The organism is Microbacterium sp. (assembly GCF_047607465.1).
Lineage (GTDB): Bacteria > Actinomycetota > Actinomycetes > Actinomycetales > Microbacteriaceae > Microbacterium.
The window spans coordinates 17,043-31,477 of the sequence record NZ_JASGCY010000015.1 but is presented as its reverse complement, the minus strand read 5'-3'; the positions used below and the strand labels follow the sequence as shown (position 1 = coordinate 31,477).

At 67.8% G+C, this 14,435-nt stretch carries 13 protein-coding genes; 12 read left to right on the top strand and 1 reads right to left on the bottom strand.

Features of this window, described 5'->3' with window-relative positions:
* Positions 1–42: 42 nt before the first annotated feature.
* The 8 genes from rhuM (at position 43) to QM568_RS01640 (ending at position 7,735) form a co-directional block, all read left to right on the top strand.
* Positions 43–1,008 carry a RhuM family protein gene (rhuM, locus tag QM568_RS01675; protein WP_415135158.1) on the top strand — a complete coding sequence of 322 codons (966 nt, stop codon included), beginning with the start codon at positions 43–45 and terminating at the stop codon, positions 1,006–1,008.
* The gene (locus tag QM568_RS01670) at positions 1,002–2,072 is read left to right on the top strand and encodes a histidinol-phosphate transaminase (protein WP_415135194.1); all 1,071 of its coding nucleotides are present in this window, start codon (positions 1,002–1,004) and stop codon (positions 2,070–2,072) included. Before rhuM ends, QM568_RS01670 begins: the two co-directional genes overlap by 7 nt.
* Before the next feature lie 95 nt (positions 2,073–2,167).
* A complete protein-coding gene (locus QM568_RS01665) occupies positions 2,168–2,581 on the top strand; it encodes a GntR family transcriptional regulator (protein ID WP_415135156.1) in 414 nt (137 codons plus the stop codon).
* The gene (locus QM568_RS01660; protein WP_415135154.1) at positions 2,578–3,282 is read left to right on the top strand and encodes an ABC transporter ATP-binding protein; all 705 of its coding nucleotides are present in this window, start codon (positions 2,578–2,580) and stop codon (positions 3,280–3,282) included. The genes QM568_RS01665 and QM568_RS01660 overlap by 4 nt, the downstream gene beginning before the upstream one ends.
* Complete coding sequence (locus QM568_RS01655; protein ID WP_415135152.1) at positions 3,279–4,115, top strand: hypothetical protein; 837 nt, start codon at positions 3,279–3,281, stop codon at positions 4,113–4,115. The genes QM568_RS01660 and QM568_RS01655 overlap by 4 nt, the downstream gene beginning before the upstream one ends.
* Before the next feature lie 86 nt (positions 4,116–4,201).
* Entirely contained in the window at positions 4,202–5,359 is a 1,158-nt protein-coding gene (locus tag QM568_RS01650) for a thiamine pyrophosphate-dependent dehydrogenase E1 component subunit alpha (protein ID WP_415135150.1), read from the top strand.
* Entirely contained in the window at positions 5,356–6,336 is a 981-nt protein-coding gene (locus QM568_RS01645) for an alpha-ketoacid dehydrogenase subunit beta (RefSeq protein ID WP_415135148.1), read from the top strand. Before QM568_RS01650 ends, QM568_RS01645 begins: the two co-directional genes overlap by 4 nt.
* Positions 6,337–6,358: 22 nt before the next feature.
* Positions 6,359–7,735: a dihydrolipoamide acetyltransferase family protein gene (locus tag QM568_RS01640; protein ID WP_415135146.1), complete on the top strand. Its 1,377-nt coding sequence runs from the start codon at positions 6,359–6,361 to the stop codon at positions 7,733–7,735.
* A 360-nt stretch (positions 7,736–8,095) separates the two neighbouring features.
* On the opposite strand, the gene QM568_RS01635 is transcribed toward QM568_RS01640, so the two are convergent.
* A complete protein-coding gene (locus tag QM568_RS01635) occupies positions 8,096–9,316 on the bottom strand; it encodes an ROK family protein (protein WP_415135192.1) in 1,221 nt (406 codons plus the stop codon).
* A gap of 111 nt (positions 9,317–9,427) precedes the next feature.
* Here QM568_RS01635 and QM568_RS01630 point away from each other — a divergent pair, with 111 nt between their 5' ends.
* The 4 genes from QM568_RS01630 (at position 9,428) to QM568_RS01615 (ending at position 14,290) form a co-directional block, all read left to right on the top strand.
* The gene (locus QM568_RS01630) at positions 9,428–10,708 is read left to right on the top strand and encodes an ABC transporter substrate-binding protein (RefSeq protein ID WP_415135144.1); all 1,281 of its coding nucleotides are present in this window, start codon (positions 9,428–9,430) and stop codon (positions 10,706–10,708) included.
* Positions 10,705–11,616 carry a carbohydrate ABC transporter permease gene (locus tag QM568_RS01625; protein ID WP_415135142.1) on the top strand — a complete coding sequence of 304 codons (912 nt, stop codon included), beginning with the start codon at positions 10,705–10,707 and terminating at the stop codon, positions 11,614–11,616. The genes QM568_RS01630 and QM568_RS01625 overlap by 4 nt, the downstream gene beginning before the upstream one ends.
* Before the next feature lie 83 nt (positions 11,617–11,699).
* Positions 11,700–12,521, top strand: a complete 822-nt coding sequence (locus QM568_RS01620; RefSeq protein WP_415135190.1) for a carbohydrate ABC transporter permease — start codon at positions 11,700–11,702, stop codon at positions 12,519–12,521.
* Positions 12,522–12,616: 95 nt separating this feature from the next.
* Positions 12,617–14,290 carry a glycoside hydrolase family 13 protein gene (locus QM568_RS01615; protein ID WP_415135140.1) on the top strand — a complete coding sequence of 558 codons (1,674 nt, stop codon included), beginning with the start codon at positions 12,617–12,619 and terminating at the stop codon, positions 14,288–14,290.
* The last annotated feature ends 145 nt before the right edge of the window (positions 14,291–14,435 follow it).

Sequence of the window (14,435 nt, the reverse complement as noted above, 5' to 3'; positions counted from 1 at the left end):
CAACCTGCAGCGGATGTCCGACTGTGCCGTTAGCGTGATGCCATGGATCTCGAGCAGACGACGCAGGTGGAGCTGTACACGACCCCCGATGGCGTGACGAGCCTCGAGGTGCGCACGGACGGAACAACGGTGTGGCTGACACGACAGCAGCTCGCGACTCTCTTCGGCCGTGATGTCAAGACCATCGGCAAGCACGTGGGCAACGCCTTGAGGGAGGAGCTGAACGGGATCCCAACTGTCGCAAAATTTGCGACAGTTGGGATCGAGGGCGATCGGCGGGTGGAACGAAAGGTCGAGCACTACAACCTCGACATGATCCTCTCGGTCGGATACCGCGTGAAATCCCCCGAAGGCGTGCACTTCCGACGCTGGGCTTCCGAGGTGCTGCGGCGTTACGTTCTCGAGGGCGCGGCCCTTGACGAACGCCGCCTCGACGAGCTCGGAACGATCGTGAAGATCATGGCGCGTTCGACGGACCAACTCGTCTCGGGTGTCGCTGATGTGGTCGCTGGTTACCTCCCCGGTCTGAGGCTGTTGCGCGACTACGACGAGGGAGATCTGGGTACTGTTCGCGGTCGTGTGCCCGCCTGGACGTTGACGCTGGATGAAGCACGCGACGTCATCGCACAGGTGAGGGATGACTTCGAATCCGACCGTCTGTTCGGTCAGGAACGTGGAGACGCACTGGCCGGTGTGATCGGGACGATCTATCAGGGGTTCGCCGGGGAGGAGCTCTATCCGACGGTCGAGGAGAAGGCAGCAAATCTGCTCTATCTCATCGTGAAGGACCATCCGCTCTCGGACGGCAACAAACGCAGCGGCGCAGCGCTCTTCGTGACGTTCCTCAGTCGCAACGGCGTTCTGGAGGGTACAAGCGACAACGCCATCAATAACAACGCGCTCGCCGCGCTCACGCTGCTCGTCGCGATGAGCGCCCCGAAGGAGAAGGGGCTCATGATCGCACTCATCACCAGGATGATCGCCGAATCCATAGACTCGTCATCGTGACCGAGCCGATCCTGCCCCGCATCCGCCCAGCCATCGCTGCTCTCGCCCCCTATCGGCAGGGACGGCAGGCCGGGCCCGATGCGTTCAAGCTCTCCAGCAACGAGAACCCCTTCGCACCTCTCCCGTCGGTGCTGGAGGCTCTGCAGGACACGACGCCGATCAACCGCTACCCCGACGCGACAGCAGGCCGACTGCGCGCCCGTCTCGGCGCGCGCTACGGCGTCGACCCCGATCAGGTGCACGTCGCCTCGGGCAGCGTCGCGATCCTGCATCAACTGATCCTGGCCACGGCATCCGTCGGCGACGAGGTCGTCTACGCCTGGCGCTCCTTCGAGGCGTACCCGAGCCTGCCGCTGGTCGCCGGGGCCGTCGGCGTCCAGGTCCCGCTGACCGCCGACGCCCGGCACGATCTCGACGCGATGGCGGATGCCGTGACCGAACGCACCCGCGCGATCATCGTGTGCACCCCGAACAACCCCACCGGGCCCATCGTCACCAGCGCCGAGTTCGCCGCCTTCGCCGACCGCATCCCCGCTGACGTGCTCATCATCCTCGACGAGGCCTACGCCGAGTTCGTCACCGCACCCGACGCCGTCGACGGTCTCGCCGAACGCGTCTACGAGCGGCATCCGAACGTCGTCGTGCTGCGCACGTTCTCGAAGGCCTACGGGCTGGCGGGGCTCCGCGTCGGCTACGCGATCGGCCACGAGAAGGTCCTCGACGCCGCGCGCACCACCGGCATCCCGCTCTCGGTGACCGCGGCCGCCGAGAGCGCCGGCATCGCCAGCCTCGACGCCGAGGCCGAACTGCTCGAACGGGTCGCCGTGCTCATCAAGCGCCGCACCCGTCTCGTCACAGGGCTCCGCGCGCAGGGTTGGGACGTGCCCGATGCGCAGGGCAACTTCGTCTGGCTCCCCACCGGCGACGGGACGGATGCCGCTGCTGCCGTCTTCGCCGACGAGGACCTCATCGTCCGGCCCTTCGCCGGCGACGGCATCCGCATCTCCATCGGTGAGGAGGCGTCGGTGGACCGCGTGCTCGAGGTGGCCGCGACCCTGTGCTGAGCCGGCGGCTCCTTTCCGCCCGGCCGCCCGAAGGCTCCGGGTGATCTCGCGACGCCTCTGGACATCTGTATCACTGTCTTAATACAGTAAGACGCATGCAGATCGATGACTCCCGCCCCATCTGGGCGCAGCTCGTCGACGAGTTCCGTCGGCGCATCGTCACCGGCGTGTGGGCGCCGGGGGCCAGGGTGCCATCGGTGCGCGAGCTCGCTCTCGAGCTCGGCGTCAACCCGAACACCGTGCAGAAGGCGCTCGGCGAGATCGACCGGCTCGGCCTCACCGCCACGGAGCGCACGGCCGGTCGCTTCGTGACCGCCGACGAGAGTGCGGTCACCGGCGGTCGCACTGCGCTCGCCGAGGCCACGGCCGACAGGTTCGCCGCCGAGGCGCGGGGTATCGGGATGACGCTCGCCGAAGCCGCCGACCTGCTCGCGCGGCGCTGGGATCTGCACGACGACGCCCCTTCGCTGGGGGAGCCGCAGGAGACGACCGGAAGGGAAGCGCCATGAACACGCCGCTCGCGATCGAGGTCACCGGCCTCACCAGGTCCTACCGCGGCCGGCCCGCCCTCGAGGGCCTGGACCTGGCCCTCGCTCCTGGTCAGATCGTCGGGCTGATGGGTGACAGCGGCTCGGGCAAGACCACGCTGCTGAAGATCCTCGTCGGCGTCCTCGCCGAGTGGGAGGGCAGCGTACGGATCGCGGGGTACGCGCCTGGACCGGAATCGAAGGCGTCGGTGTCGTTCCTCCCCGATGCCTCCTTCCTCCCCGACGCGCACCGCGCCGCCGACTCCATCGATCTGTTTGCGCGCTTCTTCGCCGATTTCGACGCGGAGAAGGCGCGGCAGATGGTCGACTTCTTCGCCCTGCCGTGGGACCGCACCCTCAAGGAGATGTCGAAGGGCATGCGCGAGAAGCTGCAGATCTCGCTCGCGATGTCCAGGCGCGCCCGCGTGTATCTGCTCGACGAACCGATCTCCGGCGTCGACCCGGCCTCGCGCGACGTCATCCTGCGCGGCATCCTCTCCAACTTCGACGAAGACGCCCTGCTGCTCATCTCGACGCACCTGATCCAGGACGTCGAGCAGATCGTCGACTCCGTGCTGTTCCTCCGCGCCGGGACGGTGCTGCTGCAGGGCGGGGCCGACGAGCTCCGCGCCGAGCACGGCACCAGCCTCGACGCCCTGTTCCGGAAGGTGTACACGTCATGATCGCCACGCTCATCGCGCAGGACTTCCGCGCGATCAGGAAGAGCCTGTTCGCCGTCGTCGGCATCACGCTGCTCGTCACCGTCGTCTCGCTCACCCTGACCGTGCTGCGGATACCGGTGATCGGCGGCATCGGCCTGGTTGTCGGCATCGCCGCCGCCATCGCGCTGACCGTCATCGTGCTCGGGCTGCTGGTCGCGAACTACTGGCGCACGATGTACGGGCGCGAGGGGTACTTCACGATGACCCTCCCCGTGCACGGACGCACCCTGTTCATCGCCAAGGTGCTCCACGGCCTCGTCATCGCGATCGCCGCCGCTGCGCTGAGCGCGATCGCGCTCGTCGGCGCCGCCGTCGCCTTCGCGCTCTCGGAGGGCCTCGAGCCGTTCGAGTTCCTGCGCACGGGACTCGGCATGGTCGAGCCCTGGATGGTGTGGTTCGCCGCGTCCTCATTGCTGCTGCAGATCGTCTACCTGGTCGTCGCGGGTGCGGGGCTCATGTCGATCGGCGCGCAGGAGCGGTACAACCATCTGGGGTTCGGTGCTCCGCTGATCGGTGCGGTGGTCGTCTACCTCGTCATGCAGGTGGTCACGTTCGCCGCGATCATGTTCGTGCCGTTGGGTCTCGTCATGGTCGGACCGGATGCCGGCACGCTGGTGCCGCGCGGGATGCTGGACGCCTTCATCGCCGCACTGCACGAAGGCGATCCGGCCGCTGCGAGCGGACAGCCGCCACAGGTGCTCGGCCTCGGATTCGTGTTCACGAGCGCAGCCCTGATCGTCGTGATGGCATGGTGGGGCGCACGCTCCGTCGAGCACCGCACCTCCCTGCGCTGATCGGCCGTTTCTTCGACTTCCCGAGAGATACGAGGGCATCCTAGGTATACGTGACCAGGAATGCGCGCGGCGGTACGGTGGGGTTCGTGAGCACTCCCGACACGCCACTCGTACGCGTCCTCGACGACGCCGGACGCTTCGCCCCGACCGACGCCGCCGAGCAGTACGTCCCCCTCATCGAGAGGATCGCCGACGCGGAGCTCGAGCAGTTCTACCGCGACATGGTGGTCATCCGCGCCATCGACACCCAGGCCACCAACCTGCAGCGGCAGGGGCAGCTGGCGCTGTGGCCGCCGAGCCGAGGGCAGGAGGCCGCCCAGGTGGGCTCGGCCCGCGCCGCACGCCCGCAGGACACGATCTTCCCGTCGTACCGCGAGCATGCCGTCACCCGCATCCGCGGCGTCGACCCGATCAGCATCATCAAGCTCATGCGCGGCGTCTCCCACGGCGGATGGGATCCGAGCGATCCCGCCAACGGCAACACCCGCCTCTACACGCTCGTGCTCGGCTCGCAGACCCTGCACGCCGCCGGCTACGGCATGGGCCTCGCCTTCGACGGACGCTGCGGCACCGGCGACCCCGAACACGACGAGGCCGTCATCGTCTACTACGGCGACGGCGCCTCCAGCCAGGGCGACGTGCACGAGGCCATGGTCTTCGCCGCGAGCTATCAGGCGCCGACCGTCTTCTTCCTGCAGAACAACCACTGGGCGATCTCGGTGCCCGTATCGACCCAGTCGCGCGTGCCGCTCGTCGAGCGCAGCGCCGGCTACGGCATCCCCGGCGTCCGTGTCGACGGCAACGACGTCCTCGCCAGCTACGCCGTCTCCCGAGTCGCTCTCGACGAGGCGCGCGCAGGCGGCGGCCCGCGTGCGATCGAGGCGGTCACCTACCGGCTCGGCGCGCACACCACGAGCGACGACCCCACCAAGTACCGCGGCTCCGACGAGGAGGAGTCGTGGGCGCGGCGCGACCCGATCGCGCGCATGCGCGCCTTCCTCGCATCGCGGGGGGCGTCGGCATCCTTCTTCGACGAGGTGGATGCCGAGGCGGCGGATGCCGCGGAGGACCTGCGCTCGCGCACCGTGGAGCTGGGCCTGCCCTCGCCGGATGCGATCTTCGATCACGTGTACAGCGAGCCGCATCCGCTCATCGACGAGCAGAAGGCATGGCGCGCCGCCTACGAGGCGTCGTTCGAGACCACCGGCGAAGCGGCCGCGACCAACGGAGGGCGCGGCGCATGACCGTCGAGACGATGCCGTTCGCGAAGGCCCTCAACGCGGGTCTGCGCACGGCCATGCAGGACGACCCCCGCGTGCTCGTGATGGGCGAGGACATCGGCAAGCTCGGCGGCGTGTTCCGCGTCACCGAGCATCTGCTGCGCGACTTCGGCGACCGCCGGGTTCTCGACACGCCGCTCGCCGAGTCGGGGATCGTTGGCACAGCGATCGGGCTCGCGATGATCGGGTTCCGTCCGGTGATCGAGATCCAGTTCGACGGGTTCGTCTTCCCCGCCTTCGACCAGATCACCACGCAGCTCGCCAAGCTCACCAACCGGCACGAAGGGCGGCTGAGCCTGCCGATCGTGATCCGCATCCCCTACGGCGGCCACATCGGCGCCGTCGAGCACCACCAGGAGAGCCCCGAGGCGTACTTCACGCACACCCCTGGTCTGCGCGTGGTCTCGCCGTCGACGCCGAACGACGCGTACTGGATGATCCAGGAGGCGATCCGCTCGAACGACCCGGTGATCTTCATGGAACCCAAGAGCCGCTACTGGCAGAAGGGCGAGGTCGACCTCGAGGCCTCGGCGCTGCCGCTGCACGCCTCCCGCGTCGTGCGCAAGGGCACCGATGTGACCCTCGTCGGCCACGGGGCCATGGTCACGACCTTGCTGCAGGCCGCGGCGCTCGCCGAGGGCGAGGGCACGAGCTGCGAGGTCGTCGACGTGCGATCGCTGTCGCCGGTCGACTACGAGCCGATCCTCCAGTCGGCGCGCAAGACCGGTCGCATGGTCTACGCGCAGGAGGCGCAGGGCTTCACGAGCCTCGGCAGCGAGATCGCCGCGACCGTCATGGAGCGCGCCTTCTACGCCCTCGAGGCACCGGTGCTGCGGGTGTCGGGGTATGACACCCCCTTCCCGCCCGCGAAGCTCGAGGGCGTCTACCTGCCGGACGCCGACCGCATCCTCGAAGCCGTCGACCGTTCGCTGGCCTACTGATCGTTCTGAAGGGATCCCGCCCATGAGCATGCAGAACTTCACCCTCCCCGATGTCGGCGAGGGATTGACCGAGGCCGAGATCGTCACCTGGAGGGTCGCCCCCGGCGACACCGTGGCGGTCAACGATGTGATCTGCGAGATCGAGACGGCCAAGTCGCTCGTCGAGCTGCCGTCGCCGTACGCCGGCGTCGTCGGCGAGCTGCTCGTGGCCGAGGGCACGACCGTCGAGGTCGGCACGCCCATCATCACGTTCACCGCACCAGCGGCGAGCCCCTCGTCAGGTGCTGCGGGTCCGGGTGCGGCGGGTTCGGGTGCGGCTTCGCCGGCGCCGGCCGCTGAGGAAGGCGGAGGATCGGTGCTCGTCGGCTACGGGACAGGGGGCGGCGCCACCTCGCGGCGCAAGCGCCCGGCCGTGCGCCCTGTACGCTCGTCGGTCGGCGTGATCGCGAAGCCGCCGATTCGCAAGCTCGCGCGCGATCTCGGCGTCGATCTCACCGAGGTCGCGCCCACCGGCGCCGACGGCGAGGTGACCCGCGACGACGTCGTGAAGCACGCCGACCAGGCGAGCGTCTTCCGCAACATCCAGACGCCGGAGTGGGGCGCCGTGCGCGAGGAGAAGGTGCCGGCTCCGCATCCGACCGCACCCGGTCTCGCCAGGGGCGTCTCGGCCGTCCGATCCGATCAGGCGGCCGGCGACGGCCGCACCGAGTCGATCCCGGTGAAGGGCGTGCGCAAGGCGACGTCGTCGGCGATGGTGCAGAGCGCGTACTCCGCGCCGCACGTGACGATCTGGAAGGAGATCGACGCCACCCGCACGATGGAGCTCGTCCGGCGGCTCAAGGCCGCACCCGAGTACGCCGACATCCGGGTATCCCCTCTGCTGATCATGGCTCGCGCGGTGATCTGGGCGGCGCGGCGCACGCCGATGGTGAACGCGGCGTGGGTCGAGAGCGAAGACGGCGACGAGATCCTCGTGCGCCACTACGTGAACCTCGGCATCGCGGCGGCGACCCCGCGGGGGCTCCTCGTGCCGAACATCAAGGACGCGCAGGACCTCGGGATGCGCGACCTCGCCCGTGCCCTGAACCGGCTCACCCTCACCGCGCGCGAGGGCAAGACGAGCCCCGCCGATCAGCAGGGCGGCACGATCACCATCACGAACATCGGCGTCTTCGGCATGGACGCGGGCACCCCGATCATCAACCCCGGGGAGTCGGGGATCGTCGCCATGGGAACGATCAGCCAGAAGCCGTGGGTCGTCGACGGCGAGGTGCGTCCCCGCTGGGTGACCACGGTGGCCGGATCCTTCGACCACCGCGTGATCGACGGCGACGGCATGAGCCGCTTCGTCGCCGACGTGGCATCCGTGCTCGAGGAGCCGGCGCTGCTCGTCGACTGAGTTCCGGGGATCCGGGGATCCGGGGGCTCGTGGTCACGTGGTTCTGAGCTCGCGCGATCCCGTGGCCCGTTCATGCCGTGCTCCGTTCATGCCGTGCTCCGTTCATCCCACGGTCCCGAAGCGTCGTTCCGGTCGCACTCTGTGCCGCTGAGCCCGGGTCGTCTGTCGTTCCGGTCGCACTTCGTGCCGCTCTGACGCGCCCAGAACGGCACAGATCGCGACCGGAACGGGCGGGGCGGGTACCGGAACGGGCAGGGCGGGTACTGGAACGGGCAGGGCGGCTGCCGGAACGGGCAGGCCGGGAGGTCGGCACGGTGAACCGGCAGCCGTCTCCTTCGCCGACAGCCTCCGGCCGCGATCTCACGCGAGCGCGGCCGATCCCGCCTGCAGCCCGGCTCGTACCCGCATCGGCACGGTGCGGGTGCGCGCCGCCTCCCGCGCGGTGGCGATCGCTCCGCGGCTGACGACGTCGGCGCCCAGCGTCGAGGCGATCAGTTCGGGTGCGGGCAGGTGCAGCCTCTCGGGGAGCAGGCGCCGGGCGGCGGCGAGCACGGGCTCGATCCCCTCGGCGATCGCCCCGCACACGATGACGCGGTCGGGGTCGAATGTGCTGCCGAGCACGCCGATCACGGTGGCGAGGGCCGACCCGACCCGCTCGGCCACGAGCAGCGCGTCGGCGTCGCCGGCTGACGCGAGTTCGAGGACGGCTTGCGGCGGGATGTCCTCCTCGGATGCAAGGGCGGCCAGCGCCCCGTCGGGGGAGATCTCGCCGGCCTCCAGCGCCGCACGCACCTGACGCTCGATGCCGTAGCGCAGGCCGAAGGCGCTCCCGACACCGACGACGTGGTCGAAGACGACGCCCTCACCGACACCGCCGTGCGCGCCGTGCAGCAGATGCCCGTCGACGACGACGCCGGAGCCGAAGCGCTCGCCGGCGAGCAGGGCGACGTAGTCCTGGCATCCGATCGCTGCGCCCTCGGCGCCCTCTGCGGCCGCGGCGAGCTGCGCATCGTTCTTGACCTCGACGACCGGCGCCCAGTCGGCGAGCAGTTCGATGAGGTCGGGATTCGTGCGCTCCCAGAAGAGCTCGGGATGCGGGGGCGAGAAGCCCTGGCGGTCGACGGGAGCGGCGACGCCGGCGCACACGGCCAGGATGCGCTCCCTCGTCTCGCCTGCCGATGCGAGGGTCTCATTCAGCAGGTCGAGAATGATCCGCCGGTGCGCGCGCGCGGACCGGCTGCGTCCGATCTCGATGCGACGGTGCGCGAGCACGCGGTCGAACGGGTCGGCCACCGTCACGGCGATGTGGGCGTTGCCGGCGTCGAGACCCACGACGATGCCGAAATCGGTGCGCACTTCGAAACGGCGGGCGGGGCGGCCGCTGCGGTACTCGCCGGCCGCGCGCGCGTTGGGGAGCTCCCGCAGCACACCGGCCTCGACGAGCTCGTCGATCGCGTCGATCACGGTCGAGCGGGTGAGACCGGTGGCCTCCATGGCGTCGGTGGCGGTGAGCACGCGGGCACTCCAGCAGAACGCCAGCACCGCGTCGGTGCTGGCGCGGCCGGCTTCCCCCTTGCGCATCTTCGTCACACCCCTTGACCCTTCCTCTTTCGAGAGGGTACCGTCTGATGGAGTTGATTTGGCGACTAGATTTAGTTCGCCTCCTACGGAAGGACAACGGTGTCTCGAAAAATGACACGCGCCAGGCGGGCGCTCGCCGTCGGGGCGGTGCTGGCTCTCGGCGGTTCGCTCCTGGCCGGATGCTCGGCGGGCGACGGCAGGGAGACGATCCGTTTCACGTTCAGCAAGCGCGAGGCCATCGAGTTCATGACCGACCTCGTTTCGCAGTACAACGCCTCGCAGAACGAGGTGAACGTCGTGATCGACACCTCGGGTGTCGACGTGGTCTCGGCGAGCTTCGTTCGCGGAAACCCACCCGATCTGATGCTCGCCAACTACAACATGGAGGTCGCTCGCTTCGTCGCCCGCTGCACGCTCAGCGATCTCAGCGGGACGACGGCGGCATCTGAGATGAACGAGGACTATCAGCCTCTTCTCGACCAGTACGGCAAGTGTGAAGGTCGCCAGAGCGCGTTGCCCTATTCGGTGATGGCTGCGTCGGTGATCTACAACAAGGAGATCTTCGAGGCCAACGACCTTGAGGTGCCGACCACCTGGGATGAGCTGCTCGACGTCTGCGACACTCTGCAGGCGGCCGGGGTCACCCCGTTCTATGCCACGCTCAAAGACGATTGGACAGTCGGTCAAGGCTGGTACGACTATTCGATCGGTGGATCGATCGATGTCCTCGACTTCTTCGACAAGCTCGCAGCCGAGGGGGCAGATGTCAGCGCTGACAGCGAAACATCGTTCTCGAACGATTTCGCCGAGCCGATGGACAAGATGCAGCAGCTCTTGGAATACACCAACGCGGATGCCGCCAGCCGCGGCTACGGCGACGGCAACCTCGCCTTCGCCCAGGGCAAGGCCGCGATGTATCTGCAGGGCCCGTGGGCGTTCAGCGAGATCGCGAAGACTTCGCCCGATCTCGATCTCGGCACTTTCCCGCTGCCGATGACGGATGACGAAGGCGACCTCAAAGTGCGCGTCAACCTGGATCTTGCCGCGATGATCCCCGACGCTTCGACCCACAAAGAGGCCGCAAGAGACTTCCTCGAGTATCTCTTCGAGCCGGAGAACATCGAGGCCTACAACGCTTCGCAACTCGGATTCACGCCGACCAAGAGCGCGGCTGAACCCGATGATCCACGGATCGAGGGGATGATCCCCTACATCAACGACGGCAAGATCTATCAGGGCCCTTCGGTGCTGGTGTCCAAGACCATCCCGGTGTTCAGCTATGCGCAGTTGATGGCGCTCGGCGGGAGCGTGGAGTCGAATCTTGCGACCTTGGACGCAGACTGGGCGCGTCTCGCCTTCCGCGCCCCCGTGCAGAAGGAGAACGCAGAATGAGCACGACGACGACCATCGTCACCGGTGGCGACAAGAAGATCCGGCGCAGCACTGCCCGGGTCGAGCCGATCTACTATCTGTTCCTGATCCCCACCCTGATACTGTTCACGCTCGCCATCACCGTGCCAGCGGTGATGGGCATCTTCTTCAGCTTCACGGACTCCATCGGCATCGGTACGTGGAACTTCAGCGGACTGACGAACTACATCGCGATCTTCAGCGACCCGGCGGTGCTGCAGAGCTACCTGTTCACCTTCGGGTTCTCGCTCGCCACGGTCATCGTGGTCAACATCGTTGCGTTCATGCTCGCGGTCGGGCTCACCTCCCGCATCCGATTCAAGACGGGTCTTCGAGCGATCTTCGTGATCCCGATGGTGATCTCCGGCATCATCATCGCCTACGTCTTCAACTTCCTGTTCTCCAACTCGCTCCCCGCATTCGGGGCCGCGACCGGGATCGAGTGGCTGCAGACCAGCATCCTCGCCAGCCCCGATTTCGCGTGGATCGCGATCGTCATCGTGACCGCGTGGCAGGCCATTCCCGGCACTCTGCTCATCTACATCGCCGGACTCCTCTCGGTGCCGGGCGATGTCTACGAGGCAGCCGACATCGACGGGGCGACAAAGTTCCAGCAGCTCACCCGCATCACAGTGCCTTTGGTCGCCGGTTACGTGGTGATCAACATCATTCTTGGATTCAAGGGCTTCCTGAATGCGTACGACATCATCATCGGTCTCACTAACGGCGGCCCCGGCACTGCGACGCGCAGCGTCGCCATGACGATCATCACGGGGTTCAACGGCGGCGACTACGCCTATCAGATGGCCAATGCGACCCTGTTCTTCATCGTCGCCATCATCATCGCCCTGATCCAGCTCTCGGCGAACCGCGGAAGGAACGCACTCTGATGTCGACTCACGTCCCTGTCACCACGGACTCCACGCAGGCGGTCATTCTGGGTAGTCGTGCGCCGAAGCCCCCGAAGTTCACGATGGAGCGGGTCAACTGGTCGGGAACGATCATCCTGATCTTGTGCGCTGTGACCGTGCTGCTTCCGCTGTACGTGACCGTCTCGATGGCCTTCAAGACGACGAGCCAAGCGGTCGATGGCAATGCGTTCTCGCTTCCGGCGCCGTTCTCGATCGACGGTTTCGTGCAGGCGTGGACCCTGACGAAATGGCCTGTGGGCGCCGGCATCTCACTGCTGGTCACGGCAGGCACGGTCGTGCTGACCATCGTGCTCGCGGGTTTCGCCTCGTACGCCATTGTTCGCAACTGGGAGCGCCGACTGTTCCGTTGGTCGTTCTTCTATCTGCTGGCGGCGATGTTCATTCCGTTCCCGGTGGTTGCCCTGCCGCAGATCCAGCTGACAGGGTGGGCGCATCTGGACAATCCGTTCGGCGTGATCCTGCTCGCCACGATGTTCCAGCTGAGTTTCAGCGTGCTGTTGTTCACGGCGTTCCTGCGGTCGATTCCGCTGGAGCTTGAGGAGAGTTCTCGGATCGATGGGGCGACGACCTGGCAGACCTTCTGGCAGATCATCTTCCCCTTGCTCGCTCCGATGAGCGCAACGGTGGGCATCTTCGCGTTCCTGTACGCGTGGAACGACTTCATGATGCCGTCGCTCATCATCTCCGATCCGGCGCTGCAGACTCTGCCGGTCCGGCAGAACCTGTTCCAGTCGCAGTTCGCGAGTAACTACAACGTGTCGTTCGCCTCGTACCTCATGGCTATGGCGCCGGCCATCGTCGCGTACCTGTTCACCCAGCGCTGGGTGATGGAGGGCGTCACGCAGGGCGCGGTCAAGGGCTGAGGCCACGCCAGGGGCGCCCGTCGCGGACGGGCGCCCTATAATTGATTTCGTCACAAAATCAACTCATGACGTCACGACCTCCGGAAAGGAAACTGATGGCCACCTCCGTCGATCCCACGACGAGCGAAGCTCCCGCATGGTGGCGACAGGCCGCCGTCTACCAGATCTATCCTCGGAGCTTCGCCGACGCGAACGGCGACGGGCTCGGCGACATCCCCGGCATCCTCTCCCGCGTCGACTATCTCGCCGACCTCGGCATCGACGCCGTGTGGCTCAGCCCCTTCTACCCGTCGGCCCTCGCCGACGGCGGCTACGACGTCGCCGACTACCGCGACGTCGACCCGCGGCTCGGCACCCTCGCCGACTTCGACACGATGGTCGAGGACCTGCATGCGCGCGGCATCAAGGTCGTCGTCGACATCGTCCCGAACCACACCTCGGACCTGCACGCCTGGTTCCAGGAGGCGCTGGCCGCAGGCCGAGGCTCCGCCGCCCGTGAGCGCTACATCTTCCGCGAGGGCACAGGCGAGAACGGCGAGCTGCCGCCCACCGACTGGGTGTCGATGTTCGGCGGCTCGGCCTGGGAGCGGGTCGAGGACGGCCAGTGGTATCTGCACAGCTTCGCCATCGAGCAGCCCGACCTCAACTGGGACCACCCCGAGGTGCGCGCCGACTTCGTGAAGACGCTGCGGTTCTGGTCTGATCGCGGGGTCGACGGATTCCGCATCGACGTGGCCCACATGCTCACGAAGGATCTCACCGAGCCGCTGCCCAGCCGCGATGAGCTCGCCCTGATCCCGATCGACGGCAACCACCCGCTGCTCGACCGCGACGACGTGCACGAGATCTACGCCGAATGGCGCGAGGTGTTCGACTCGTACGACCCGCCCCGTACGGCCGTCGCCGAGGCGTGGGTCGCCTCCGACCGGGTGCCCAAGTACGCGGCCCCCGAGAGCCTGGGCCAGTCGTTCAACTTCGATCTGCTGATGGCGCACTTCGACGCGCGGCAGTTCCGCGACGTCGTCGCCCACAATCTCGCACTCGCCGCGGAGTCGGGCTCGTCGAGCACCTGGGTGCTCTCGAACCATGACGTGTTCCGTCACCCGACGCGCTACGGGCTCTCGCTGCCCGTGCCGGAGGGCGAGGTGCCGGGTCGGCACGGCGGCGGCTGGCTCGAGGCGGGTGCCGACCCGTCGGCCCTCGACCGCGACGGGGGCCTGCGCCGTGCGCACGCCGCCACGCTGTTCATGCTCGGCCTTCCCGGTTCGGCCTACCTCTACCAGGGCGAGGAGCTCGGCCTGCACGAGGTGGCCGAGATCGCGCCGGAGCAGCGCCAGGACCCGACCTTCTTCCGCACGAACCAGGAGCAGTACGGCAGGGACGGATGCCGCGTGCCGCTGCCCTGGAGCGCCGATGGCCCATCGCTGGGGTTCGGCGCGGCCGCGCCGCACCTGCCGCAGCCGGAGTGGTTCGCCGCCAGCGCGGTCGAGGTCGAGGCCGCGGACGAGGCGTCGACGCTCTCGCTGTACCGCGCGGCGCTGCGCCTCAGGCGTGAGCTGCAGGGGCCGGAGGGTCTCGAGTGGATCGAGACCGGGCGCGACGACGTGCTGCGCTTCGCGCGGCCGAACGGCTGGCAGGTCGTGACGAACTTCGGCGCCGAGCCGTTCGACCTCGGGGCGGATGCCGCCGACGTCGTGCTCGGTTCCGTGGTCGACGGCGCCGTGCCCGCGGAGTCGACGGTCTGGATCGCGCCGGCATCCCTCGTCTGACGTCGCCCCGCCCGACCCTCGGCCCCGTGACATTCCCGGGGCACAGATGCACGAGCGGGGTACGGATGCACGACCGGAACGCGGTTTCGGTCGTGCATCCGTACCCCGACCGTGCAAGTGGGCTGGCGGAGAAGGTCGAAAACAC